At 64.8% G+C, this 24,136-nt stretch carries 21 protein-coding genes, 1 tRNA gene and 1 pseudogene; 13 read left to right on the forward strand and 10 right to left on the reverse strand.

The genetic code is table 11. The features are described from left to right. Positions 1-835: 835 nt before the first annotated feature. On the forward strand, positions 836-1,981 hold the full coding sequence (locus BTH42_RS01150) for a branched-chain amino acid ABC transporter substrate-binding protein (protein ID WP_075294889.1): 1,146 nt from the start codon (positions 836-838) through the stop codon (positions 1,979-1,981). Between the two features lie 725 nt (positions 1,982-2,706). Here the strand turns inward: BTH42_RS01150 and BTH42_RS01155 are convergent. Then, a pseudogene (locus tag BTH42_RS01155) lies at positions 2,707-4,128 on the reverse strand (collagen-like triple helix repeat-containing protein); the annotation flags it as partial. A 258-nt stretch (positions 4,129-4,386) separates the two neighbouring features. Next, positions 4,387-5,601, reverse strand: coding sequence for an MFS transporter (locus BTH42_RS01160; protein ID WP_075294891.1), 1,215 nt, complete (start codon positions 5,599-5,601; stop codon positions 4,387-4,389). Positions 5,602-5,777: 176 nt separating this feature from the next. On the opposite strand from BTH42_RS01160, the gene BTH42_RS01165 reads away from it, so the two are divergent. The 3 genes from BTH42_RS01165 to BTH42_RS01175 all read left to right on the forward strand — a co-directional run bounded on the left by BTH42_RS01165 (position 5,778) and on the right by BTH42_RS01175 (position 8,777). Further along, positions 5,778-6,458: a HugZ family protein gene (locus BTH42_RS01165; protein WP_075294892.1), complete on the forward strand. Its 681-nt coding sequence runs from the start codon at positions 5,778-5,780 to the stop codon at positions 6,456-6,458. Positions 6,459-6,853: 395 nt separating this feature from the next. Further along, positions 6,854-7,159, forward strand: a complete 306-nt coding sequence (locus BTH42_RS01170) for an H-NS family nucleoid-associated regulatory protein (RefSeq protein ID WP_075294893.1) — start codon at positions 6,854-6,856, stop codon at positions 7,157-7,159. 319 nt (positions 7,160-7,478) lie between these two features. Next, positions 7,479-8,777, forward strand: coding sequence for a cation diffusion facilitator family transporter (locus BTH42_RS01175; protein ID WP_075294895.1), 1,299 nt, complete (start codon positions 7,479-7,481; stop codon positions 8,775-8,777). Positions 8,778-8,840: 63 nt separating this feature from the next. On the opposite strand, the gene BTH42_RS01180 is transcribed toward BTH42_RS01175, so the two are convergent. From BTH42_RS01180 to BTH42_RS01190, 3 genes are all read right to left on the reverse strand, one after another. Then, on the reverse strand, positions 8,841-9,299 hold the full coding sequence (locus tag BTH42_RS01180) for an Lrp/AsnC family transcriptional regulator (RefSeq protein ID WP_012431468.1): 459 nt from the start codon (positions 9,297-9,299) through the stop codon (positions 8,841-8,843). Positions 9,300-9,390: 91 nt separating this feature from the next. Continuing rightward, the gene (locus BTH42_RS01185) at positions 9,391-10,023 is read right to left on the reverse strand and encodes an exonuclease (RefSeq protein ID WP_075294897.1); all 633 of its coding nucleotides are present in this window, start codon (positions 10,021-10,023) and stop codon (positions 9,391-9,393) included. After that, a complete protein-coding gene (locus BTH42_RS01190; RefSeq protein ID WP_075294899.1) occupies positions 10,020-10,664 on the reverse strand; it encodes an MBL fold metallo-hydrolase in 645 nt (214 codons plus the stop codon). The genes BTH42_RS01185 and BTH42_RS01190 overlap by 4 nt, the downstream gene beginning before the upstream one ends. A 645-nt stretch (positions 10,665-11,309) precedes the next feature. Between BTH42_RS01190 and BTH42_RS01195 the strand changes: the two genes are divergently transcribed. Continuing rightward, positions 11,310-11,900, forward strand: a complete 591-nt coding sequence (locus BTH42_RS01195) for a septal ring lytic transglycosylase RlpA family protein (protein WP_075294901.1) — start codon at positions 11,310-11,312, stop codon at positions 11,898-11,900. 189 nt (positions 11,901-12,089) lie between these two features. Here BTH42_RS01195 and rsmI read toward each other — a convergent pair whose 3' ends face one another. Next, positions 12,090-12,974: a 16S rRNA (cytidine(1402)-2'-O)-methyltransferase gene (rsmI, locus tag BTH42_RS01200; protein WP_075294903.1), complete on the reverse strand. Its 885-nt coding sequence runs from the start codon at positions 12,972-12,974 to the stop codon at positions 12,090-12,092. On the opposite strand from rsmI, the gene BTH42_RS01205 reads away from it, so the two are divergent. From BTH42_RS01205 to BTH42_RS01225, 5 genes are all read left to right on the forward strand, one after another. Beyond that, entirely contained in the window at positions 12,973-13,443 is a 471-nt protein-coding gene (locus BTH42_RS01205; protein ID WP_083654638.1) for a YraN family protein, read from the forward strand. The two genes, rsmI and BTH42_RS01205, sit on opposite strands and share 2 nt — an antisense overlap. 288 nt (positions 13,444-13,731) lie before the next feature. Next, a complete protein-coding gene (locus BTH42_RS01210) occupies positions 13,732-14,319 on the forward strand; it encodes a phosphoheptose isomerase (RefSeq protein ID WP_075294909.1) in 588 nt (195 codons plus the stop codon). A gap of 26 nt (positions 14,320-14,345) precedes the next feature. Next, the gene (locus BTH42_RS01215; RefSeq protein WP_075294911.1) at positions 14,346-15,137 is read left to right on the forward strand and encodes a BON domain-containing protein; all 792 of its coding nucleotides are present in this window, start codon (positions 14,346-14,348) and stop codon (positions 15,135-15,137) included. Next, entirely contained in the window at positions 15,137-15,502 is a 366-nt protein-coding gene (locus BTH42_RS01220) for a c-type cytochrome (protein WP_075294913.1), read from the forward strand. Before BTH42_RS01215 ends, BTH42_RS01220 begins: the two co-directional genes overlap by 1 nt. 65 nt (positions 15,503-15,567) lie before the next feature. Then, positions 15,568-15,643, forward strand: a tRNA-Ala gene (locus BTH42_RS01225). A 122-nt stretch (positions 15,644-15,765) separates the two neighbouring features. Here BTH42_RS01225 and BTH42_RS01230 read toward each other — a convergent pair. Continuing rightward, positions 15,766-17,511 (reverse strand): methyl-accepting chemotaxis protein, encoded by a 1,746-nt coding sequence (locus BTH42_RS01230; protein WP_075294915.1) that lies wholly within the window; start codon positions 17,509-17,511, stop codon positions 15,766-15,768. Between the two features lie 243 nt (positions 17,512-17,754). Here BTH42_RS01230 and BTH42_RS34605 point away from each other — a divergent pair, with 243 nt between their 5' ends. After that, on the forward strand, positions 17,755-17,991 hold the full coding sequence (locus BTH42_RS34605; protein WP_143751948.1) for a hypothetical protein: 237 nt from the start codon (positions 17,755-17,757) through the stop codon (positions 17,989-17,991). Between the two features lie 43 nt (positions 17,992-18,034). Further along, positions 18,035-19,033: a helix-turn-helix domain-containing protein gene (locus BTH42_RS01235; RefSeq protein ID WP_075294917.1), complete on the forward strand. Its 999-nt coding sequence runs from the start codon at positions 18,035-18,037 to the stop codon at positions 19,031-19,033. Positions 19,034-19,144: 111 nt separating this feature from the next. On the opposite strand, the gene antC is transcribed toward BTH42_RS01235, so the two are convergent. Genes antC through antA form a run of 3 tightly spaced genes read right to left on the reverse strand, consistent with a single transcriptional unit; the run spans position 19,145 to position 22,064 of the window. Next, the gene (antC, locus tag BTH42_RS01240; RefSeq protein WP_075294920.1) at positions 19,145-20,173 is read right to left on the reverse strand and encodes an anthranilate 1,2-dioxygenase electron transfer component AntC; all 1,029 of its coding nucleotides are present in this window, start codon (positions 20,171-20,173) and stop codon (positions 19,145-19,147) included. A 14-nt stretch (positions 20,174-20,187) separates the two neighbouring features. Next, positions 20,188-20,676, reverse strand: a complete 489-nt coding sequence (antB, locus tag BTH42_RS01245; RefSeq protein WP_075294921.1) for an anthranilate 1,2-dioxygenase small subunit — start codon at positions 20,674-20,676, stop codon at positions 20,188-20,190. Then, positions 20,673-22,064: an anthranilate 1,2-dioxygenase large subunit gene (antA, locus tag BTH42_RS01250; RefSeq protein WP_075294923.1), complete on the reverse strand. Its 1,392-nt coding sequence runs from the start codon at positions 22,062-22,064 to the stop codon at positions 20,673-20,675. The genes antB and antA overlap by 4 nt, the downstream gene beginning before the upstream one ends. 343 nt (positions 22,065-22,407) lie before the next feature. Here antA and BTH42_RS01255 point away from each other — a divergent pair, with 343 nt between their 5' ends. Beyond that, the gene (locus BTH42_RS01255) at positions 22,408-23,949 is read left to right on the forward strand and encodes a diguanylate cyclase domain-containing protein (RefSeq protein WP_075294926.1); all 1,542 of its coding nucleotides are present in this window, start codon (positions 22,408-22,410) and stop codon (positions 23,947-23,949) included. The last annotated feature ends 187 nt before the right edge of the window (positions 23,950-24,136 follow it).

Raw genomic sequence — 24,136 nt, forward strand, 5'->3', positions numbered from 1 at the left:
GCGCGATCGCAAGCGCGGGTGAAAAGCTCCCGGCATTGCGCGGAAAACATGGCGCCAACCGATGACGGATACGTTTGCGCGCGCATCGAAACGGCAGTTGAACGCACGATCGACGGCGGCGCGCCGGAACAGAATCGGGCGTGAATCAAGACAGTTTTGTGACGGCGTGCGCGCGACGCGTTTGCCACTGCGCGTGGCGATTGTCGGCGTTACGTTCGGAGTGCTATCGGCTGACGGGGATCGAACCGGTTGTGGATGTGCGGCATCCGCATAGTTGGGACTGCCACGTATGTTGCCGGCGCCGCATTTCCGGGCCGGCGGGAGCGCGCAATTCTTGAGTTATGGAAAACCCGCGTGTGCGCAACGCCGCATTGAAGCAATGAGAAGAGTGTGGATTTAAGTTTGATTTAATCTTTTTCGGCATGCTCACAAAGCTGTGCGGCGCGCCACATTTTCGAGTTGAAAAAACCTTCGAATCGCGCGCGCTTCAAGCCTGAAAAACTCTGAATCCGTGCTTGCGGTGAAACACATCAATTAGCGGAAACCCGCACCAGGCGTGGCTTTCCGGCCCACTCGCCGACCCCGTGAGCGACTCACATGGGAACAACGCTATTAGTGTTGTTCCCACTTTCTCAAAAAACTCCCCCAAATTAATTTGATCACCTACACTTGCGCGCAAGTACGGGTTGCCAATCGCCACAAACGGTTCGGCAAACGTGCGGGCCAAGTGCATGAACGATGCAACCGGCGTGGTCGTCCACGGGACTGAACGACACGAGTTTGGGAAGCGGGGCACAGGGCGATTACGTTGTTTTGACCGAAACTGGAGACTTACATGAACATCAAAATTCAAAAGCTGTTGCCGATCAGCGCCGCGGCGATGCTGTTCGCGACGTTGGCAACATCGGCCGCTGCCGACACGGTCGTCAAGATCGGTCACGTTGCGCCGTTGACTGGCGGTATCGCTCACCTGGGTAAGGACAACGAAAACGGCGCGCGCCTCGCCGTCGAGGAAATCAACGCGAAGGGTCTGACGATCGGCGGTCAGAAGGTCACGCTGCAACTCGACGCACAGGACGACGCGGCCGACCCCCGCACGGCCACGCAGGTTGCGCAGAAGCTCGTCGACGACAAGGTCGTCGCCGTGGTCGGCCACCTGAATTCGGGCACCTCGATTCCGGCATCGAAGATCTATAGCGATGCGGGCATCGTGCAGATCTCGCCGTCGGCGACGAATCCGGCTTATACGCAGCAAGGCTTCAAGACGACGTACCGCGTCGTCGCGACCGACGCTCAGCAAGGTCCGGCACTCGCGAACTACGCGGCCAAGGATCTGAAGATCAAGTCGGTGGCGATCGTCGACGACTCGACCGCGTACGGCCAGGGCCTCGCGAACGAATTCGAAAAGACCGCGAAATCGCTCGGCCTGAAGGTCGTTTCGCACGACGCGACCAACGACAAGGCGGTCGACTTCCGCGCGATTCTGACCAAGATCAAGGGTGAAAATCCGGACGCGATCATGTACGGCGGCATGGACGCAACCGGCGGCCCGTTCGCGAAGCAGGCGAAGCAGCTCGGCCTGCGCGCGAAGGTGCTGGCGGGCGACGGCGTCTGTACCGACAAGCTGTCGGATCTCGCCGGCGACGCAACCGACAACATCGTCTGCTCGGAAGCCGGCATGGCGCTCGAGAAGATGGCGGGCGGCAAGGCGTTCGAAACCAAGTACGAGAAGCGCTTCGGTCAGCCGATCCAGATTTACGCGCCGTTCACGTATGACGCGGTGTACATCATCGTCGACGCGATGAAGCGCTCGAACTCGACCGATCCGGCGAAGATCCTCGCGGCGATGCCGGCGACCGACTACAAGGGCGTGATCGGCGAAACGACCTTCGACGCGAAGGGCGATCTGCAACACGGCGTGATCTCGCTGTACAACTACAAGTCGGGCAAGAAGACGCTGCTCGACGTCGTGAAGATGTAAATCCGGTATGAGCGAAGGCGCTTAGCCGTCCTTCGTTTCGCTGGTTGAAGGCACGCGGGCCGCGAGGCTTGCGTGCCTTTTTTATTTTTCTCAGGTTTCCTACGCGTTGCCGGTTTTCTGTCGGTCGCTACGCTATGGATCCCGAACTATGTTTCGGGATCTGCTGGGCGCGATTTAGTGCGGCGCTATTGCGCGGCGATTGTCGAGAGTCGCGCGCGGCAGCCACTCGCGCCAATTGCGCCAATTGCGCCAATTGCACCAATTGCGCCAAGCGGCGCGACATAAAAAAATGGCGAGCCGGTTGCCCGGCTCGCCACCCTCCCTATGGCGCTTATTTCTGCCGCGCCTTTATATGCTGTCGTTCTTCTTGTTGATCACTTCTTCGCCGTGAGGTTGGTGAGGCCGCTCAGCAGGCCGCCGCCGGAGCTGCTGCCGGTGCTGCCGCTGGCGGTACTCGCGACGCCGCCGACGGTTGTCGTCAGCGTGCTCGTGACCGTGGTCAACAGCGTGGTGACCGGCGCGAGCGCACTGCTCGCGCCGCTCGTGCTGCCGCTACCCGAGCTGCTGCCGGTCGCCGAGCCGAGCGCGCCGGTCAGCGACGTCACCGCCGCCGTCACCGGGGCGAGCGGATTGCTGCTGCCGCCGCTGCCCGAAGTCGCGCCGCTCAGTGCGCTGGTGAGCGTGCCGGTCACCGTCGTGACGACATTGGTCAGCGGCGCCAACGCGCTACCCGCGCCGCTGCTGCCGGAGCCGCTGAGCGTGCCGGTCAGCGACGACACCACATTGGTCAGCGGCGCCAACGCGCTACCCGCGCCGCTGCTGCCGGAGCCGGTAAGCGTGCCGGTCAGCGACGACACCACATTGGTCAGCGGCGCCAACGCGCTACCCGCGCCGCTGCTGCCGGAGCCGCTGAGCGTGCCGGTCAGCGACGACACCACATTGGTCAACGGCGCCAACGCGCTACCCGCGCCGCTGCTGCCGGAGCCGCTGAGCGTGCTGGTCAGCGACGACACCACGTTGGTCAACGGCGCGAGCGGGCTGCCGCTGGTGCCGCTGCCGCCGGTCAGGCCGCCGCTCAGCGTGCTCGGCAGCGCGGTCAGCAGGCTGGTCACCGACGCGAGCGGGTCGCTCGACGTGCCGCTGCCGCCGCCCGGATTCAGCAGGCCCGTCAGGCCGGACAGCGGATTGCCGCTGCTGCTGCCGCCGGCGGTCAGCAGGCCGCCCGCGGACGTCACCGTGTCGCCGAGTTTCGTGACGACGTTGCCGAGGTTCTGGCCGATCGGATTGTCGGTGGCGCTGCTGATCTTGTTGCCGGCGCTGTCGAGGCCGTGACCGAGCGTCGACAGCAGGCCGTTCAGCGGCGCGCCGAGGCCGGTCGTGTCGCCGACGGTCTGGGTCGTTTGCGCGAGCGTCGCGGTGATCGGCGTGATCGCGGTGCTGACGCCCTGCGTGAGTTGCTGGACCGGGCCGATCGACAGCGCGGTGCCGAGTTCGGTGCCGACCGTGGTCACCGTGTTGCCGAGTGTCGACACGACGCTGCCGAGCGGCGTCGTCAGCGGGCTGAGCGCCGAGGTCGAGCCGGTGCCGAGGCTGGTCACCAGCTGGCCGGCGCTGTTGACCGCCTGGCCCGCGTCGGCGACGAGGTTTCCGCTGCTGGAGAGGGTAGTGCCGAGCGGATCGGTCGAATTGCCGAGCTGGCCGAGGCCGTTCGCGACGCCGCTGCCGAGCGCGGTCACGCCGTTGCCGAGGTTGGTGACGACGCCGCCGAGCGCATCGGTGGTCGCGGCGTTGGTGCCGGGGATCGACGTCGAGCTGATCTGGCTGCCGACCGCCGACACGGTCTGGCCGGTCGCGGTGACGACGTTGCCGGTGTTCTGCACGACGACACCGACGGGGTTGGCGCTGGTGGTGCCGCTGCTGGAGCCGCTGCTTGAACCGCTGCTTGAGCCACTGCTCGACCCACTGCTCGACCCACTGCTCGACCCACTGCTCGACCCACTGCTCGACCCACTGCTCGAACCACTGCTCGACCCCCCGTTCGCGCCGCTCGGGATGGTCGGTTGCTTCAGCGTGCTGCCGCAACCGGTGAGGACGATTATCGATGACAGGCACAGCGCGCCGGCTGTCAGTTTGAATGTGCGATGCATGTTGGGCTCCCCTCGTAATATGGAAATTGCTAGGGGAGCTAACTGCAAAGCCTATGCCAATTTTATGGGCAGCCGGGCGGCAAGAGAAAACCCATATGAATCAAAGTGTTGATGGCGAATGGCCCACGCCGTCAAGGACGCGGAAAAGGAATGTGTCGCGGAACACGGCCGCGCGTGGGGCCGCGCGTAACGTAACGTAAGCGAGCCGCTTTCGTATCGCACCCGCGTGCGCCGACCGATAGCCGGCGCGCGCTCGCGTCAGATCTTCAAACGCCGCAACACCTTCGGCCCGGCCACCGCGATCGACGCGGAACACAGCGCGACGACCGACAGACCGATCGTCAGATTGGTCACCTGCGCGACCGCGCCGATGATCACCGGTCCGAGCAGCAGCCCGAAATACGCGAGTCCCGCGACGTGCGCGAGCCCTTCGGCCGCGTGGATGCCCTTCACGCTCGCGGCCGCCGCGAACAGCACCGGCATCATGTTCGCGAGCCCCAGGCCGATCAGCGCGAAGCCCGCGAGCGCGGCCACCGGATTGGGCAGCAGCAGCGCGTCGACCATCCCCGCGCAGGCGAGCGCGGCGCTGATCATCACCAGTTGCGGTGCGCCGAAACGGGCCCGCACCGCGTCGCCGGCAAAGCGCGCGAGCGCCATGCCGCCCGAGAACGCCGCATACGCGGCACTCGCCAGCGCGGGCGTGGCGAGCACGACGTCGCGCATATAGACGGTGGCCCAGTCGTACATCGCCCCTTCGGCGATCAGCGCGACCAGCGCCATCATGCCGAGCGCCCACAGCGCCGGCGAGCGCCAGCGGCTCGCGCGCGGCGTCGCCGCGTCGGGATGCTCGGCATGCGGCACGTGCGGCAACACCGACGGACACGCGCTCACCAGCACCAGCGCGCTGACCGCCGCGGCCAGCGCCAGATGCAGCGCCGGCGCCATCCCGCGCGACAGCAGCGCACCGCCGACCGCCGCGCCGAACATCCCGCCGAGGCTGAACATCCCATGCAGCGACGACATGATCGGCTTGCCGACCGCTTTTTCGACGGCGCTCGCTTCGGCGTTCATCGCGACATCGAGCGTGGCCATGCCGGCGCCGAAGATCGCGAGCACGACCAGCAGCATCCAGTACGCGGGCACGACGAGGATCAGCGCCGCGCAGGCGGCCATCACGAGCCCGCCGGTCAGACACGCGCGCCGGGTGCCGACCCGCGCGATCCACGACGCGTTGGTCACCATCGCGCCGATCGAGCCGCCGGCCACCGCGAGCAGCGCGAACGACAACATCGCCGGATTCAGCTGGAAGCGGTCGCGCACCGTCGGCACATGCACGCCCCACGATGCGTACATCATCCCGGCGATGAAAAACACCGCCATCGTGGCGAAGCGCGCGCGCTGCCGTTCGGTGTCGGACAGGTTGCGGTGAGCGGCGGGCAGGACGGCGAATTCGGAGGCGTGTTGGTCGGGCACGGAGGTCTCGGGCGCAGAGGGCGGGAAGACGATGGAAGGCGGGTTGAAAGCAAGCTTCCGATTCTATCGAAGCACACGCGCTTATGCTTGGAGCGGCGGGCGCGGGCACGTACGATTCAGCGTGGGCGCCGCGATCCTGCGCATGCCCCCGTCTCCGACTCGCGAGGTACGCCGCCGTGAACATTCCCGCTCATGCTCCGCTGCATCTGTTGCACACGGCCGCGGTCGGTACGCTCGCGACCCATGCGCGTCAGCCAGAAGGCTTTCCTTATCCGTCGGTGCTGCCGTTCGCGCCGGACCCGCGCCATCAGCCGACCATTCTCGTCAGCCGCCTCGCCGAGCACACCCACAATCTGGTCGCGGATCCGCGCGCCGGTTTTCTGGCAGTTGATGCCCCCGACGGCGACGTGCTGGTCGGCCAGCGCGTGACGCTGCTCGGCCGCTTCGCGCCGGTCGAGGCGAGCCCGCAGGTCGTGCGGCGCTATCTGCGTTATCACCCGGACGCGGAGCGCTATCTGGTGCTCGGCGACTTCACGTTCTGGACGATGGAGCTCGAACGGCTGCGCTATATCGGCGGCTTCGGTGCGATGGGCTGGCTCGACGGCGCCGAACTCGATCCGCTGCCGCCGCTGGATACCGATGAGGAAGATGCGTTGATCGACGAATTCGGTGCGCGCCTGAACGCCGCCGGTGGTGCCGGCAGCGGCGGGGGCGCCGAACTGATCGGCATCGACCGCTATGGCGCCGATCTGCAACGCGCGGGCGCGCGTGTGCGTTGCGCATTCGATGGCGTCGCCGCCGATCACGAAACATTGCATGCGGCGCTCGAAGTTTGCATCGACCGACACGCGAATTAAGCATTATCGATTTTCGGAAAAGCGCGCTGGTGCGCGCTTCGGGCACCCTGCTTCTGTTTCAACGCAGAATGCTTATCGAGACAAAAGTTTTCACGGCATGAAATGTTTTCGTGGAAGCGGTATCTCAAATCGCATTTTTTGCTAGTTAATCGTATAAATACCGAAGCGCAGGGAAAATTTTTCAGCAAAATCCGAAATCAGCGAATTGAAAGGCGGCAGGCGCAGCGGGGCGCGGCGCGGAAACTTTTTGAAACGAATTTAAATTAATTTTGAATTTGCGCTTTTCCAGTCTTTCTATTTTGTGTTAATCTCGCCGTCAAATTCCGAGGCAAGAAACCTTCAAAGGCAAGTCGGCTAAAGATCGGCAGTCATTTATCCATACCACAAGGGAACCTATGTCTTCTTACAAGGAACTGCTCGCGCAGCGCGAGAAGCTCGAAAAGCAGATTGAAGAAGCGAAGTCGCGCGAATACGCGGAAGTCTTGAATGAGATCAAGCAGAAAATGGCCGACTATGGCATTTCGCTGAGTGAACTCGGCGGGGGCCGCGCACCGAAGGGCGCTAAAGCAGCCGCTCGTCCGCGTGCCGGCGTCGCACCGAAATACCGCGATCCCGAAAGCGGCAGCACGTGGTCGGGCCGCGGCAAACCGCCGCGCTGGATCGCTGGCCTCGATCGCGATAAATTTTTGATCCAGAAGTAATGTCCGTGGTCGGAAGTAATGCCTCCGGCCAGCAGCAAGTAATACGATTACCGGTAATGAAGCGGCGCTTATAACGCCGCTGGATTTCCGGACTGAGCACATGAAGCCGCGCACCTTGCAGGACGCGGCTTTTTGCTTTTTAAGAGACGAAAGGTTGCCCGCGCGCTTCCGATAACCCGAACGAGAATGCTTGTCGTTCAGATAAGCGGCTGATCCAAAAGGATTTTTTCGGCGAATGCCGAACGCGTGTCGAGTGTCGGCGCGTACAATAATCGCATTCCGTTGAGTTGTTCTCTTTTTCCCGTTCTCCGCTCCCAGCATGACGTCCGCCGCGATCGCCCAATCCGTCGAGAAACAGCGCGTTGCGCGCAAAAGCACCTTTACCAGTATTGCGCTCAATACAGTGTTGATGACACTGCAAATCGGCGTCGGTACGATCGCGCACTCTCAGGCTCTGGTTGCCGACGGCGTTCATTCGCTGGCCGATCTGTTTTCCGATTTTGTCGTGCTGCTCGCCAATCGGCATAGCGGCGCAAAACCCGACGCCGATCACAATTACGGACATAGCCGTTATGAGACGGTGGCGTCGTTATTTCTGGGCGGCGTACTGATTTCGGTCGGCGTCGGCATGTTGTGGGGCGCCGGCACGCGGCTCGCCACTTTGCGAAGCCTGCCGGCGGTCCATGCGAGCGCGCTCGCGGTTGCGCTGCTCGTGCTGGTGTCGAAGGAGGCGCTGTTTCGCTACATGCTGCGCGAAGCGAAGCGCGTGCGCTCCGCGATGCTGATCGCCAATGCATGGCATGCGCGTTCGGACGCGGCGTCGTCGCTGGTGGTGAGCATCGGCGTGATCGGCAGCCTCGCCGGCGTGCGGCTGCTCGATCCGATCGCGGCGGCGATCGTCGGCTTCATGGTCGCGCGGATGGGCTGGACCTTCGGCTGGGACGCGCTACAGGACCTGTCGGATCGCGCGCTCGACGAATCCGCCGCCGCCGACATGCGCGCACTGCTGCTGTCCACGCCCGGCGTGCGCGACGTGCACGAGATGCGCACGCGCAAGATGGGCGACTTCGCGCTCGTCGATGCGCATATTCTGGTCGATCCGCTGATCTCGGTGTCGGAGGGGCATTACATCGCCGAGTCGGCGCGCCTGCGGGCGCTGAGCGACAACCGGGTGCTCGACGCGTTGATTCACGTCGATCCGGAAAACGATGCGCTCGCGCATCCGCCGGTCGATCTGCCGCCGCGCGAGCGGGTGCTTGCCGAAGTGAATGCGGAACTGGCCGGCAGTGGCTTGCGGGCCACGGCGGTGAATCTGCACTACCTGAGTACCGGGCTCGATGTCGAGGTGATCTTGCCGGCGGCGGAGGCGGGCGGGGTGGGTGAGGCGGTTGCCGGAGATGCCGCGTTGATATCCGGAACCGGAAGCGAAACTGGAAGCGCCGCGCCGTCGCTCGGCCGCGTCGATCTGGAAGCGCTCAAGCGTCGTCTCGGCGCGCGCAAACTCGACGTGCTGCTGCAACGCGACGTGGCGGCCACGTCGGTTGCCGGGGCTGTGGAGAAGGAAGCGCCGACTGCGGCCGGGCAGGCGAAAAACAGCGAATCGCAGAACGCCGCATGAGGGCTGAATGAGGGCTGAATGAGGGCGCATGAGGGCCGCGCTAGCGCCCTTCGGCGCCGCCCGTCACAACGGCAACTGCGTATCGAATTTGATCTCGCGCAGCACGACGCTCGTGCGCACTTGCGCGACGGCCGGAATCTTGAAGATGCGTTCGTGCAGGAAGCTGTCGTACGCCTTGATGTCGGGCGCGACGATCTTGAGGATGTAATCGGATTCGCCCGTGGTGCTGTAGCACTCGGTCACTTCCGGACAGGTGGCGATTTCCCGTTCGAACTGCTCGACCCCGCCCTCGGTGTGGCGGGTCAGATGAATGTGCGCGAGCGCGCAAACATGTAAGCCGAGCTTTTCGCGATCGAGCAGCGCGGTATAGCGCTGGATCACGCCCGACTGTTCCATGTCCTTGATACGCCGCCAGCACGGTGTGCTCGACAGCCCGACCTGGTCGGAAATCTCCTGCACCGAACGGCGCGCGTCGAGCTGAAGCAGGCGCAGGATCTTCTGAGAGAACGTATCGAGTGTCAACTGCGCCTCCGTTAGCGTCGCCGTATCACCGCATGGTAGAGGGCGCGAAAACGAAACGCAATGTAAAACGGCTCTCGCGAGCGAGATTGCCCTATTTTACCGGGTCCGGGGCGGCGTTTCGCCCTGAGCCGTCCCCATCTTCCTTATCCGCCACGGGCTGTTCCGGACGGCTCGCGCGCAGCTCCTTCAGCATGTTGCAGAACAGCGCGCCTTGCTCGATCGCGTCGTCGAGCGCGACGTGCGTGTGCGGATGCTCGTCGAACCAGTGCTTCGGAAAACGCGGCTTGATGTTCTTCCGATACGGCAGGCCGGTCATCGCGAACGCGAGCGTTTTGATGTCGAGCGCCGACCACGAGAACGGACAGCGGCCGACAAACCGCATCATGTACCAGAACATATAGGTGAAGTCGAAGCCGGCCGGCATCGCGACGAACACCGGCTTGCCCGGCAACGCCTCGACCCAGTCGACATAGGCGGCCAGCGCCGCCGCCGGCGCCTGCAGATCCTTGCGGCACGCCTCCCACGCTTCCGGCTGGGTTTTCCACCACGCTTCCTGGACCGGATGCGGCGCCGCGCCTTCGAGCGTTTCCAGATTCGCCGAGAAGGTCGCGATCAGCTGCTTGTCCTCGGTGTACGCGGCGGACGCGAAACTGAGCATCGAATGCGGGCCGGGGATCGGACCGTCCGCTTCGACGTCGGTGCTCACATAGATTTCGCTGCTCATGCGCCCACTCCATCGGCTACGTACGGATTGCTGCGGCGCTCGGCGCCGAATGTCGAGGTCGGACCGTGGCCCGGCACGAACGTGACGTCGTTGCCGAGCGGCCAGAGTTTTTCGCGGATCGAGCGGATCAGGTCCGCGTGATTGCCGCGCGGAAAATCGGTGCGGCCGATCGAGCCGGCGAACAGCACGTCGCCGACCAGCGCGAGCCGGTGCGCGCGGCTGAAGAACACCACGTGGCCCGGCGTGTGGCCGGGGCAGTGGTAGACCTCGAGGGTTTCGTCGCCGAACTGCACGGTTTCGCCGTTATCGAGCCAGCGGTCGGGCTCGAACGCGTCGGCGGCCGGAAAACCGAAGCGCGTGCTTTGGTCCGGCAGCTTGTCGAGCCAGAAGCGCTCGTCCGGATGCGGGCCTTCGATCGGCACGCCGTAGTGCGTCGCCAGCGTCTTCGCGCCCGCGCAGTGATCGATGTGGCCGTGCGTCAGAAAAACCTTCTCGACCGTCACGTTCTGCCGCGCGATCTCCTGCTGGATCAGCTCGAGATCGCCGCCCGGATCGACGACGGCCGCACGTCCGGTGACCTCGCAAACGAGCAGCGAGCAGTTCTGCTGGAACGGCGTGACGGGGATCAGGGTGACTTTCATGGCTGGACCGCGAACTGGAAAAACGTTGATTGTACCGGCCGCGCGGTCGTCGCCGGAGCCCGTGCGACGGGGGTTGCGGACGCTCGCCGGCGGCTTGGTTGTCCGCCCATTTTTGCGATAAATGTGAAGATTAATCAAGGAATTGGGCCGCTCGCCATCCCGAAAAAGTTTTTTGGGTATAATGCGCCTCATGCACAGAAATTGTGCTGCCACGAGGCGATGCGTCCCCATCAAAAAGGGTACGCCGCTCGCCATTCAAGTAAGGGCTGTCGGGATGCCGACGGCCATCCAGTATCGATGCGTTCGATGCACACGTCTTGCCCAGCCAGGCGCCGCGCGCCTGCTACGGAACTAATCCGTGACGCTGGGTGGGGCCTACGCCGCCGTTCCTGTGCGCTGAGTTGCGCGCACAAGAACGTGATTGCCACGTTCAGTTGGCGGCATGTGGGGTCTGGTCAGGCTGCCGGGGACAGGTTGCGCCAGACGTGAAAATTAACCGTGCGGTTAGCGGCTCAGTGAGCCGCTCCGGGCTTTGACGTACTGCGCTTGTTAGCGCGGCGCGTTGTCGTCCCTACCGCCGGAGCCGCAAGCAACATACCCAGCTTTACGCGGGTGACGCGGCTCGACAATGTGATTGCACGTCTTATGAAAACTCGGCTAACCCGCAGTCTGGGGACTGTTTTTGCCTTTTTTGCCCTGGCCGGCTGTGCCACGCCGCCGGGCGCGTCCGATACGGCCGCGACCGACACCATCCGCACCACCAAGAATGCCCGGCTGACCAGCTTCGGCCCGCAGTCGTTCGGCAGCGCGCCGGCCTCGAGCCCGAGCGCCGCGAGCACGCCGCTGGCCGATGCCAAGCCGCTCACCGACGACGGCGTCGACGCGTCGGACTTCCGTCAGACCGGCCGCGCGTCGTGGTACGGCCGCTTCTTCCACGGCCGCCGCACCGCCAACGGCGAGCGCTACGACATGCACGCGCTGACCGCCGCGCACCGCACGCTGCCGCTCGGCTCGTATGTGCGCGTGACCAATCCGTCCAATTCGCGCTCGGTGGTCGTGCGCATCAACGACCGCGGCCCGTACGCGCGCGGCCGGGTGATCGATCTGTCGATGGCTGCCGCCTCGAAGCTCGACATGCGCCACAGCGGCACCGCCCGCGTTCAGATCGAAGGGATCACCGCGCAGGAAGCGCGCGCGGAGATGAACGAACAACTGGCGTCGAACTCGGACAAGTGATCTGAATGGCGGTGACGGCGGTGCGTTGTGTTCCGCCGCGCCGTGCAGGGTGCAGTCGAATTTGCAATTTGCGGATCGTGCCGGCTTCCCTGCTGGCGAACCGAGATTGCCGGAACACTGGCTGTAAAAACGAAGGGCCGCTTATGCGGCCCTTTTTTCGTCCCTATTTGTCTGTGCGCGGGTAGCGCGTCACGCGTCGGACCTGTCTTCCTTCAACGCCAGCGCGCGCGAATACAGCGCATTGCGCGACGCGCCCGTCAGCGACGCCGCGACCTTTGCCGCGCCGCTCACCGACATCTCTTCCAGCAGCAATTCAAGCAGCGCGTCGTGATCGTGCTCGCCGGCCGCTTGGGGCGTCGCGCCTTCGACCACCAGCACGAATTCGCCGCGCTGCCGGTTCGCATCGGCGGCGAGCCATGCTGGCGCTTCGGCCAGGGTGCCCTGGTGCAGCGCTTCATGTAACTTCGTCAGTTCCCGCGCGATCAGCAGACGGCGCTCGCCGCCGAACGCGTCGGCGAGCGCCTGCACGGTTTCGACGATCCGGTGCGGCGCTTCGTAGAACACCATCGCGTGTGCGTGTTGCGCGAGCGCCTGCAACGCGGCGGCACGCGCTTTCGGCTTCGGCGGCAGAAAACCGAGAAACGAGAAGGTCGCGACCCAGTCGCCGGCCGCGCTCAGCGCGGTCGCGAGCGCGCTCGCGCCGGGCAGCGGGATTACCGCGAAGCCGGCCTCGCGCACCGCGTCGACGAGCTTCGCGCCCGGGTCTGAAATGCCCGGCGTGCCCGCGTCGGATACGTAGGCGACGCGCTCGCCCGCCTGCAGAAATTCGATCACGCGTTGCGCCGCGGCGCGCTCATTGTGCTGATGCACGGCGACGAGCGGCTTCGAGATGCCGTAGCGCGCGAGCAGCTGACCGGTGTTGCGGGTGTCCTCGGCGGCGATGCGGTCCGCGAGTCCGAGCACGTGCAGCGCGCGCAGCGTGATGTCGGCGATGTTGCCGATCGGCGTGGCCACGACATACAGCGCGGCGGTCGGGTACTGCTGTCCTTGCGCGAGTTCGGAGAGAGGAGTCATGAAACGGAAGACGCAAACAGACGGAACGAGGCCGACATTGTGCCATGTGGGCTCGCGCGAAACGGGCTCGGCGGGGCACGACAACTTTTCCGGCGCGGCCCGGTCCAAATCCGTCGGCGCGGCGTTCGAAGCGCGTGCGCAGGTGTTTTTGCAACGCCAGCGGCTGCGTTTCGTCGCGCGTAACGTGGCGTGCCGCGGCGGCGAGATCGATCTGGTGATGCGCGATCGCGACGGTACGCTGGTGTTCGTCGAAGTACGCGCGCGGGCGCAGCGGCACTACGGCGGCGCGGCGGCGAGCATCGGTTGGCGGAAGCAGCAGCGCATCGTGCGTGCGGCGCGGCATTATCTGGCGACGCTAGCATGGCGTCACGAGCCGCACGAGCCGCCCGTGTGCCGGTTCGATGTGATCGCGTTCGAAGGCGGCCGGCTCGAATGGCTGCGCGACGCGTTTCGCGCCGACGAAGTTTGACGGCCCGCGCGAGCAACCCGCGCGGGCGACCCGCGTGAGTGCGATAAACTTGCGCTCGCGTGCCGAGCTTGCCGGCGCGCCCGGCGATGCGCGAAGCGCGTAATCACGTAGAAAGCCTCGTGTTTCACGAGGTTTTTCGCGCCCGCTTTTCGCGCCCGCGTCCACGCCCGCGCGCGACAAGAACAGCGCAACTCATCGGCGGCGCGCAGCTGGCAGCACGACTTCACAACATGGCCGCGTAGAGCGGTCCCTGAACGGTAAAACCAAGCGGTAGAAGATAGAGACTCGATGTCAGTCGAACGCATTCAACAACACTTCCGCGACAGCGCGGCAGTCAAACTCGCAGCCCTCGAAACCCTGTCGATGCCGATCGCCGCAGCGGTCGACACGATGTTCGCCGCGCTTGCCAACGGCAATCGCATCCTCGCGTGCGGCAACGGCGGTTCGGCCGCCGACGCGCAGCATTTCGCCGCCGAGCTGATCGGCCGCTTCGAGCGCGAGCGGCCGGGCCTGCCGGCCATCGCCCTGAGCACCGACACGTCGGTATTGACCGCGATCGCCAACGACTATTCGTTCGAACAAATTTACTCGAAGCAGGTCTGGGCGCTCGGCCAGCCCGGCGACGTGCTGCTCGCGATCAGCACGTCCGGCAACTCCGCGAACGTGCTCGCCGCGATCGAAGCGGCGCACGAGCGCGAAATGATCGTGGTCGCGCTGACCGGCAAGGGCGGCGGCCGCGCGCAGGAAGTGCTGAGCGATACCGACATCCACATCTGCGTGCCGGCCGATCGCACCGCGCGCATCCAGGAAGTGCACCTGCTGACCATCCATTGTCTGTGCGACGGCATCGATGCCATGTTGCTCGGCGAAGACTGAGACTGATTCCGAAGGAGAGCTAGTTGATGAGCGTATTCCGCGTCAAGAAGACACTGGTGAGAACCGTGCTGGTGGTGGGGTTCGCGGCGGGGCTGTCGGCCACGCTGCAAGGCTGTTTCCTTGCCGTCGCGGGCGCGGCGGGCGGCGGCGCGCTGATGGCGACCGACCGCCGCACGCTCGGCGCGCAGACCGAGGACCGCGAGATCCAGGTGAAGGCGCTGTCGCAGATCAGCCAGAATCTGCCGGACTCCGCGCACGTGAACGTCGCGGTGTTCAACCGCCGCGTGCTGCTGACCGGCGAGGTCGCGGGCGATGCGTCGAAGCAGCGCGCCGAGAGCATCGTGCGCGGTCTGAACAACGTGAATACGATCGTCAACGAACTGGCGATCATGCCGGCCAGCTCGTTCTCGTCGCGCACCAACGATACCTATCTCGAGACCCGCGTGAAGACCGCGCTGATCGCCGAGAAGGACATTTCGGCGAACAACTTCAAGGTGGTGTCCGAGCGCGGCAACGTGTACCTGATGGGCCTCGTGACGATGGACGAGGGCAATCGCGGCGCCGACGTCGCGAGTCGCGTGCCCGGCGTCGTGCAGGTCGTGAAGGTGTTCCAGTACATCCAGCCGCAGGAAGCGGCGGCGGCCGCCACCGCGGCGGCGACGGCGCCGGTGGGCGCATCGCAGCCCGACGCGGGCGAGCCGACGGTCGGCGCGATTCCCGATTCGGGCGTGAGCTCGCAGCCGCTCGAGCAGCAGGCGCCGGCGCCGGTCAATCCGTCGACGCCAGTGCGGCCGGGTAATCCGAAGGCGCCGCAGTGATGCGCGTTGCAACGACGCGCATCGGGCGCGCGAGCGGCGCGCTGGTGCTTGGCCTGGGCGTGCTGATCGCCGGGCTCTCCGCGCCCGCGCAGGCGGCCGGCCCGCCGCCCGGCCAGCGGATCGCGCTCGCGAATGCGTGCATGGGTTGTCACGCGGTGGATCGCAAACTGGTCGGGCCGTCGTTCCAGCAGGTCGCCGCGAAATACAAGGACGATGCGCAGGCGCCGGCGAAACTCGCGCACAAGGTGAAGGCCGGCGGCTCCGGTGTGTGGGGCATGATCCCGATGCCGGCCCACCCGAAAATGAGCGACGCGGACGTGCGCGCGGTGGTCGATTGGGTGCTTCAGGGCGCGCCGTCCAGATGAGGTTTTCCCCGAGCCGCCCGGCTTGGCAAAACGGAAAATTGCTGTGCTAGAATGATTTTCGTGTTGGGGGGGTAGCTCAGCTGGGAGAGCGTCGCGTTCGCAATGCGAAGGTCGGGAGTTCGATCCTCCTCCTCTCCACCACACCAGATTCCTTAATGAAAAAACCGGCCTCGAGCCGGTTTTTTCATTTCTGCTTAGGTCTTTCCGCGAGCGCCGCTCTGAGCAGAAAGAGCGGCGCATCGACAGAGCACAGCGGCTTCGATCTAGAACTGATCCCAGCCATCATTCGCGCTAGCCGCCGCAGCGCCCGTCGCAGCCACCGGCGCAACAGTCACCGCGCGTGCAACGCGCTGCACCGGCGCCACCTTATCCCGCCGAGGCATCTCTTTCCGCACAGCCGCAGACGCAGCCGCAGCGCTCGCCGACCCCGCTCCCATCCCCCCCGCATTCCCCGCCACCTGAAAAAACGCCACCGCCTCATTCAACTGCTGCCCCTGATCCTCCATCGAGCGGGATGCGGCCGCCGCCTGTTCGACCAGCGCCGCGTTCTGCTGCGTGACGTTATCCATCTGCGTGATCGCGAGATTGACCTGCTCGATGCCGCGGCTCTGTTCGCTCGAGGCAGCCGCGATCTCCGCCATGATGTCGGTCACGCGCGCGACCGCCTGGGTGACTTCGTTCATCGTCTCGCCCGCCTGGCCCGCGAGCGTCGAGCCGTCGCGAATCCGCTCGACCGACGCCGCGATCAGATCCTTGATCTCCTTGGCCGCGCTCGACGAGCGTTGCGCGAGGCTGCGCACCTCGCTCGCGACCACCGCGAAGCCGCGGCCCTGTTCGCCGGCGCGCGCCGCTTCGACCGCCGCGTTCAGCGCGAGGATGTTGGTCTGGAACGCGATCCCTTCGATGATCCCGGTGATATCCGCGATCTTCGTCGAGCTGTCGCTGATCGCCTGCATCGTGCTGACGACCTGGCCGACCACCGCGCTGCCTTTGTGCGCGACCGCCGACGCATTCGACGCCAGCGTGCTGCCCTGTTGCGCGTTCTCCGCATTCTGTCTGACGGTCGAGGTCAGCTCCTCCATGCTCGACGCGGTTTCCTGCAGCGACGCGGCCTGCTGCTCGGTGCGCTGGCTCAGGTCCATGTTGCCTGCGGCGATCTCGCGCGCCGCGCCGGCAATACTCGTGCTGCTGTCGCGCACCCGCGTGACGATCGCCGTGAGCCGCTCGTTCATCTCGCGCAGCGCGCCGAGCAGTTTGCTGGTTTCGTCCTTGCCGTCGACGCTGATACGCGTGCGCAGATCGCCTTGCGACACCGTGCGCGCGACGTCGATCGCAAAGCCGAGCGGGCCGGTCACCGCGCGCGCGATCAGCCAGCAGGCGGCGATCGCGAAACCGATCGCGATCACGCAGATCCCGATCAGCAGGTTGCGCTGGGTCTGGTAGTGCGCGGCGTACTCGCTGATCCGCACCTCCTGACGGCCGCGCGTGTAGTCGGCGTAGGTGTCGGTCGCGCGAATCAGCGCGGCGAGCAGCGGGCGGCACTTGTCGTCGATTTCGACGGTCGCCTGCTCGCGGTTGCCGTCGAGCGCGAGGCCGACGATGCGGGTCGCGACCGGCCCATACAAGGATTCGATGCGATTGATCTCGGCCACCAGCTCGCGCGCTTTCTCCGACGTATCGGTCGCGGTCGAGATCATGTCGTTGAGCTTCTTCAGATGCGTCTGCACGTCCGCATGCGCGCGCAGCACATTGGCCTTTTCCAGTTCGATGTCCTGAGCTTTGGTCACGAGCACGAGATTGCGCGCGGCGATCGCGCGCCGGTCGATCGCGGTTCGCACCTGCACGACCATGTCGGCGCGCGCGTTGATGCCGCGCACGTATTGGGTAAAACCGTCGGTCGAGTCGCTCAGCGCTTTCAGCGAAAGCCCGGACACCCCGACGACGATCAGCGAGAGCAGGCCAAAGCCCGCAATCAGCTTGCTTTTGATGGTGAGGCGGTTGAAGTTCACTTGTTATTTTCTCCAGTACCGAACGCAAAACGTTCGTCATGGACTCTCAGGTCCGGGACCGTGGGGCACGTTTTGAATACCGCTCTTCCGCGCAGCGGTTTCCGTGTTTTTGTCTTGCCCGCCCGGCACGTCGCGCGCGACGATCCAGATGGGGTGCCCCACCTACTGGATATCGGACCGCGCGGATCGGGACTTGAGCAAAATCGGGTTTTTCCTGACAAGCTTTCATAAGATGAAAGAAAAATGACCGAAGTTCTATTGTTTTACGCGCATGATGAAAACAATCTCTTTCGAATTAATTTCATCTTCCCCGCGCTATGTATTCAGCCGCTCGCCCCCGTCAGCCGGCGCGCGCCGAAGATTGCTTGCGTGCGCAACGGTTCGTTGTGCGCCGACAAAGTTTTTGTTCCGCTGCGCAGTTTTGACGCGATTGAGGTAGTCTTGCGAAATCACAATGTCCCCCGTTTCGCGTTGCTATAAGAAGCCCCCGGCGCGCGAGACCCTGGTAGTCCGTTTTCTACGTATGCGATCAACATCGGAGCCTAACAACCGCGATATCGGTACCGCGTCGAGCGACCTGGATGGCGCGCGCGACTGGATGGCGTCGATCTGCGGCCCGCACGGGCTGCAGGTCAGCCGGCCGGAGCGGCTGCGATTTCACCAGTCGGGCACCGTGCTGCGCTCGATGGCGACCACGATCGGCTACGTCGAGTACGGCACCGACGTCACGGTCGCGGTGCGCGAGAACAGCCCGCTGAACTGCTACAGCGTCAGCCTGCCGGTGGTCGGCGAGCAGGAGCTGGCCGCGCACGGCAAACGCTGGTTGTCCGATCAGGATCGCGGCGTGATCGTCAGTCCGCAGGAATCGCAGGATCTCGCGATCACCGGTAATTGCCGCAAGCTGCACGTCGCGATTCCGCGCTCCGCGCTTCAGCAGGTGCTGCAAACGATGCTGTCGCGCCCGGTCGAATCTCCGCTCGTATTCCAGCCCGACATGGATGCCGCCGCCGGCGACCAGGCGTCGTGGTGGCGCATGGTCAAGTTTCTGGTTGGCGAAATGGAGCGCAGCGGGCCGTCGCTCGGGCATCTGTATATGTCGAGCGAACTGGAGCTGACCTTGCTGAAAGGGCTGTTGCTGTCGCAGCCGCATAACTACAGCGAGCAACTGGCCAACGCGTCCGCGTTGACGCCGCCGCATTACCTGACCCGCGCGCGCCAGTTCATCCACGACAACGCGCGCGAGCCGATCACGCTCGAAGACATCGAACGCGCGGCTGGCGTGTCGCGCTTCAAACTGTTCGACGGTTTTCGCCAGTACTTCGGTTGCGCGCCGATCGCGTATCTGAAGCGCTACCGGCTCGAATCGGTGCGGCGCGATATTCTCGAAGATCGCTCGGTACGCAATATTTCGTCGGTCGCGCTGGGGTGGGGGATGTCGCATCTGGGCCGCTTCTCGACCGAGTACAAGGCGCTGTTCGGCGAGTCGCCGTCCGATACGCTCAAGCGCGCGGCCAGACGCTGAACGCGCAACGCGCACAACGCTAAGCGCACCGAAACATCTCCACCAAAAGAAAATGTCCCGCCCAGCGTTTTCACGCCGGCACGGGACATTTGAGCATTGGCACGCAGCCGCTTAACGCGCGTTGCTCTCGCCGAACTTCTCGTAGTACAGCCGGTAGTCCTGAATACCTTGCTCGCCAAGCCAGGTCTTGATCGCTTCGACCATCGGCGGCGGTCCGCACACGTACATGTCGAAGCCGTTCGATTCGAGGAACGAACGATCGAAGTGCTCGGGGATCAGACCGGTTTTGCCCGACCACTCCGGCGCCGGGTTCATCACCACCGTCTCGACCGCGAAGCCTTCGATGCTGGCTTTGTAGTTATTGATGCGCTCGGTCTCGCACAGATCGGCCGCATTGGTGACGCCGTAGTACAGGCGCACCGGATGCGCGCAATTGCGCTTCGCCGACAGCTCGTCGAGCATGCCGAGGAACGCCGACAGACCGGTGCCGCCCGCGACCATCACCAGCGGACGCTCGACCTGACGCAGATAGAACGCACCGAGCGGCGCTTCGAACTCGATCGTGTCGCCGACCTTGCAGCGCTCGCGCAGATAGTTGCTCATCGCGCCGTTCGGCAGCAGGCGGATCAGGAACTGCAGCTCGTTGCGCTCGTTCGGATGATTGGCGAACGAGTACGAACGCCAGTCTTCGGTGCCCGGCACCTTCACGCGCGCATACTGGCCCGGCAGAAAGTCGAGCTGACGGGCATACGAGCTCGCGTCGACGCGCAGGATCGCGGTGGTCGCCGACACCAGCTCCACGCCGATCACCGTCGCGCTGACCGCGGCGGTGCCGGCGCCTTCGCACAGCGTCGAATCGAAGTCGAAAAAGAACGACGCATCCGACTTCACGCGGGTCTGGCACGACAGGATCTTGCGCTGCGCGAGATCTTCTTCGCTGAGCGTTTCCTCGTCGACGTAATCGAGCGTGTATTCGCCCGATTCGCAGCGGCCCTGGCAGGTGCCGCACACGCCTTCGCGGCAGTCGAGCGGAATGTTCACGCCGTTGCGCAGCGCCGCGTCGAGCAGCAGCTCGTTCGGGCCGACGTCGAAGAAGGCGGTTTTGCCGTCGGCAAAATTCAACGCGACTTTATGTTTCATCGTCGTGCTCCCGCTTACAGGTGATAAAAGTCCAACACGGCGTTGATGTGGTCGTTCAGCAGCAGCACGTGCTTGCGCGTGATCTTCCAGCTCTCGCCCGCCGGCTTCAGGTCGTACACCGCGCGGCCGTAGAAGTAGTCGGTCGAGCCGTGACGGGTGTACATCGTCGACCAGTTCACCGCGGCCTCGACCAGCGAGTCCGCGCGCTCGGTCAGACGCACGTTGCTGATCTGGTGCATCGTGCGCGGCAGCGGTGTCGACGCGGCCGACTTGCCGGTGCGCAGACGGAACACGCGGTCTTCGAGGCCGGCGCGATCCGAGTAATAGATCAGCGACATGCCCTGCTTCGGATCGGTCGTGTACACGTGCTCCGAATCCCACTGCGGGACGTGAAACGTGCTCTGTTCATCGAACAGGTCGAGGTACTCGTCCCATTGCTGCTTGTCGCACAGGTCCGACTTCAGATACAGAAACTGCTCGACGGAATGCTGGAGTTGGCTCATGCCTGCTCTCCCTTCGATTCATTGGATTTAGCGAGGCCCTTCAGGATCTTGTCGCGCCAGTTGCCGTGCTGGTTCACGTACAGCCCTTCGTGGGTCAGTTCGGTGCCGGTCAGGTTCGGCTTGATGCCGAGCAGCGTGGTGTTGCGCGTGTCGCCCGCTTCCCACTTGTGATGACCGCGCGAGATATCGCTCCAGCGCTCCAGACGCGCCTGGAAGCCGCGCTGCTGCTCGCGGAATTCGACGAGGTCGTCGGGCGTGCCCATGCCGGACACGTTGAAGAAGTCTTCGAACTGGCGGATGCGGTTCTCGCGATCCTCGGCCGACTCGCCCTTCACGCCGATGCACTGGCTGATGATCTCGGTCTTGTTCCACGCGAGCGGACGCACGATACGCAGCTGCGAGCTGATCTGATCCATGAAGAACAGGCTCGGGTACACGTTCAGGTTGCGCAGACGGTGCATCATCCACTCGGCCTTGTCCTTGCCGTACGCTTCGACGAGGCGCGGCATCACGCTCTTGTAGCCGGGGCGCACGTCCGGGTTCGGCATGTCGCTGAACAGCACGCTGTGGCCGTTCTTGAACGCGAACCAGCCGTCGTCGGTTTCCGCGTCGCCCGCGCCGAGCTTGCTGTAGTCGAGCGTGCCGCTGGGGACTTCGCCCTTCTTCGCATTCGATTCGTGGCGATGCTGCACGGTCGCCACGTAGTTGTAGTGCACGGTGCTCACGTGATAGCCGTCGAGACCGTTTTCGTTCTGCAGCTTCCAGTTGCCGTCGAACGTGTAGGTCGACTTGCCCGGCAGCACTTCGAGTTCGCCGGTCGGCGATTGCGCGACCATCATGTCGAAGAAGATGCGCGCGTCGCCCAGGTACTCTTCGAGCGTGTCGGTGCCGTCGACGTCGAGGCTCACGAACACGAAGCCCTTGTAGCTTTCGATGCGCGCTTTCTTCAGGCCGCGCGTCGCCTTGTCGAAGTCTTCGCAGTATTCGCCCGGCGCTTTCACCTTCACGAGGCGGCCGTCGTTCTTGTAGCACCATGCGTGGAACGGGCAGGTGAAGGTCGACTGGTTGCCCTTGCTCATCCGCGTGAGCGTCGCGCCGCGGTGCTGGCACGCGTTGATCATCGCGTTCAGTTTGCCGGCGCTGTCACGCGAGATGATCAGCGGCTGGCGGCCGGCGCGTATCGTCAGAAAGTCGTTGTTGTTGGCGATCTCGCTTTCGTGACACGCGTAGATCCAGGCCTTCTCGAAGATGTGTTCCATCTCGAGCGAGAACAGCTCGGGTTCCGTAAACATTTCCCGGGCGATCCGGTAGACCCCTTCCGCCGGCCGGAAGTCCAGACAGCCGCTGACGAATTCGCTCCATTCGGAGGCGCTGCGTTGCTCGCTCATGATGTGTCCCACTCCTTGTCAAATCGTTTGAATAACGACAGGCCCGATTGAATACCCAATCGACGGGGCGAACTATCCAGTCAATTTGCATTCGCTATCCGATAAATTTGGCGGCCCCCGCGGAACCGGATAGCGCGGCGCGGTCACCGGCCGGCCGGGGCTTTGCCGGCGCGGCAAAGCGGCCGAAACGGCGCCGGGATCGGTAAAAACCCGGCTGTTCGCTCAATTGAGGGGCAAAGGGTCTGCTACGCTAGTTATTCGAGGGTCGTGAACTCAGGGTAATTACCGAGGCGCGGCCGTTTTTTCACGCGCGTGATTGCGCGCATGTCAGAACGAACAAGGAATGGTGACGCGCCGACCGAACGCCGTGATTGGGATCAGCATCGTGCTAGCCGGCGCGATTCTCGCGATCGCCGTCGCGCTGCTCGCGCAGATGCGCATGGATGCGTTGCGGCGCGCGCAGGATGCGATCTTCAACGTGTCGTTGCTGGTCGAGCGCGACGTGTCGCGCAATCTCGAGATCTACGATCTGTCGCTGCGCGCGGTGATCGACGGTCTCAAGCATCCGGGCGTGCTCGAGCTGCCGCCGCAAATCCGTCAGATGGTGCTGTTCGACGGCTCGATCAGCGCGAAGGACATGGGCTCGGTGTTCGTGCTCGACGAACACGGCAACGTGCGCTTCGATTCGCGCGAATGGCCGCCGCGCCCGGCCAATCTCGCCGACCGCGATTACTTCACCGCGCAGCGCGACGCGCCCGACGCGGGCCTGTTCATCAGTCATCCGTTCAGTCCCACCGGCAGCGACGCGGATTCGCGCATCGCGCTGAGCCGGCGCATCACGCGGCCCGACGGCAGCTTCGGCGGCGTGGTGGTCGGCACCTTGCGGCTGACCTATTTCCACCGGCTGTTCGACGGCATGAAACTCGGGCCGAGCGGCTCGATGGCATTGATGCTCAGCGACGGCACGATGCTGATGCGCCGTCCGTACGATGCTAAAACCATCGGCCTGAACCTGACCGGCACCGCCAACTTTTCGCGCTTCGTGCAGCGGCCGAGCGGCGACTTTTTCGGCACCGCGGCGATCGATCATGTCGAGCGCTGGTACGCGTTCCGGCATATCGACGGCTATCCGCTGATCCTCGACGTCGCGCTGTCGACCCGCGACATCTACGTTCAATGGCGGCGGCGCGCGTGGATCATCGGCACGCTGATCGCCGCGCTCGACGTGACCATCATCGCGCTCGCGATCCTGTTCGCGCAGCAGTTGCGGCGGCGCCGCGCGGCCGAGGAGGAGTTGCGCGAACTCGCGCGCACCGACGGGCTGACCGGGCTGAACAACCGCCGCGCGTTCGAGGAGCACCTGAACGACGAATGGCGGCGCGCGCAGCGCAACGGCTGGCCGCTGTCGGTGCTGCTGATCGACGTCGACAACTTCAAGGGCTTCAACGACCTGTACGGCCATTCGGCCGGCGACGAAGCGCTGGTCGGCGTGGGCGGCTGCATCGCGCAGAACGTGCGGCGCCCGGGCGACACCGCCGCGCGCTACGGCGGCGAGGAGTTCGCGGTGCTGCTGCCGGACACCGACGCGGCCGGCGCGCAGCAGATCGGCGAGCAGATCCGCGCGGCGGTGCAGGCGTTGCAGTGCCGCCATGTGGCGAGCGCGCATCACGTGCTGACGGTGAGCGTCGGCGCGGCGACCGCGCGGGGCGCGGGCTTCGCCGGCGGCCGCGCGCTGGTCGATGCGGCCGACCACGCGCTTTATCGCGCGAAGGACGCGGGCCGCAACCGCGTGCTCGCGTTTGGGGAAGAGGCGGACGCGGCGGACGGCGCGGAGGCGGCCGACGGCGCGCTGAGCACGCCGGATACGGAAGGGCGCGCGCGCTGAGCGATCGGCTGTGGTGCTGGCTGCGCAGCCTGCTGAACGGTCCGTCGGCGCGCGCCGCCGGCTCCGCTGCGCGATTCACCGCCGCACCCGCCGCTGCCGCTTGCCAGCCCTTATTGCTCTCCGTAAACTCGCGCGTAATCTGCCGGGCCGCCCGTTTCCGGGCGCGCGCCACCGGCCTATAAGCAAA

The organism is Burkholderia sp. SRS-W-2-2016 (assembly GCF_001931485.1).
Lineage (GTDB): Bacteria > Pseudomonadota > Gammaproteobacteria > Burkholderiales > Burkholderiaceae > Paraburkholderia.

Bases quoted from the DNA above. Each gene is read 5' to 3' on its own strand.
- BTH42_RS01175 (WP_075294895.1), top strand. From the start codon at position 7,479: ATGACGTCCGCCGCGATCGCCCAATCCGTCGAGAAACAGCGCGTTGCG.
- BTH42_RS01215 (WP_075294911.1), top strand. From the start codon at position 14,346: ATGAGCGTATTCCGCGTCAAGAAGACACTGGTGAGAACCGTGCTGGTG.
- BTH42_RS01185 (WP_075294897.1), bottom strand. From the start codon at position 10,023: ATGAGCAGCGAAATCTATGTGAGCACCGACGTCGAAGCGGACGGTCCG.
- BTH42_RS01220 (WP_075294913.1), top strand. From the start codon at position 15,137: ATGCGCGTTGCAACGACGCGCATCGGGCGCGCGAGCGGCGCGCTGGTG.
- BTH42_RS34605 (WP_143751948.1), top strand. From the start codon at position 17,755: ATGACCGAAGTTCTATTGTTTTACGCGCATGATGAAAACAATCTCTTT.
- BTH42_RS01210 (WP_075294909.1), top strand. From the start codon at position 13,732: ATGTCAGTCGAACGCATTCAACAACACTTCCGCGACAGCGCGGCAGTC.
- antC (WP_075294920.1), bottom strand. From the start codon at position 20,173: ATGAAACATAAAGTCGCGTTGAATTTTGCCGACGGCAAAACCGCCTTC.
- BTH42_RS01150 (WP_075294889.1), top strand. From the start codon at position 836: ATGAACATCAAAATTCAAAAGCTGTTGCCGATCAGCGCCGCGGCGATG.
- antB (WP_075294921.1), bottom strand. From the start codon at position 20,676: ATGAGCCAACTCCAGCATTCCGTCGAGCAGTTTCTGTATCTGAAGTCG.
- BTH42_RS01195 (WP_075294901.1), top strand. From the start codon at position 11,310: ATGAAAACTCGGCTAACCCGCAGTCTGGGGACTGTTTTTGCCTTTTTT.
- rsmI (WP_075294903.1), bottom strand. From the start codon at position 12,974: ATGACTCCTCTCTCCGAACTCGCGCAAGGACAGCAGTACCCGACCGCC.
- BTH42_RS01235 (WP_075294917.1), top strand. From the start codon at position 18,035: ATGCGATCAACATCGGAGCCTAACAACCGCGATATCGGTACCGCGTCG.
- antA (WP_075294923.1), bottom strand. From the start codon at position 22,064: ATGAGCGAGCAACGCAGCGCCTCCGAATGGAGCGAATTCGTCAGCGGC.
- BTH42_RS01190 (WP_075294899.1), bottom strand. From the start codon at position 10,664: ATGAAAGTCACCCTGATCCCCGTCACGCCGTTCCAGCAGAACTGCTCG.
- BTH42_RS01170 (WP_075294893.1), top strand. From the start codon at position 6,854: ATGTCTTCTTACAAGGAACTGCTCGCGCAGCGCGAGAAGCTCGAAAAG.
- BTH42_RS01255 (WP_075294926.1), top strand. From the start codon at position 22,408: ATGGTGACGCGCCGACCGAACGCCGTGATTGGGATCAGCATCGTGCTA.
- BTH42_RS01205 (WP_083654638.1), top strand. From the start codon at position 12,973: ATGAAACGGAAGACGCAAACAGACGGAACGAGGCCGACATTGTGCCAT.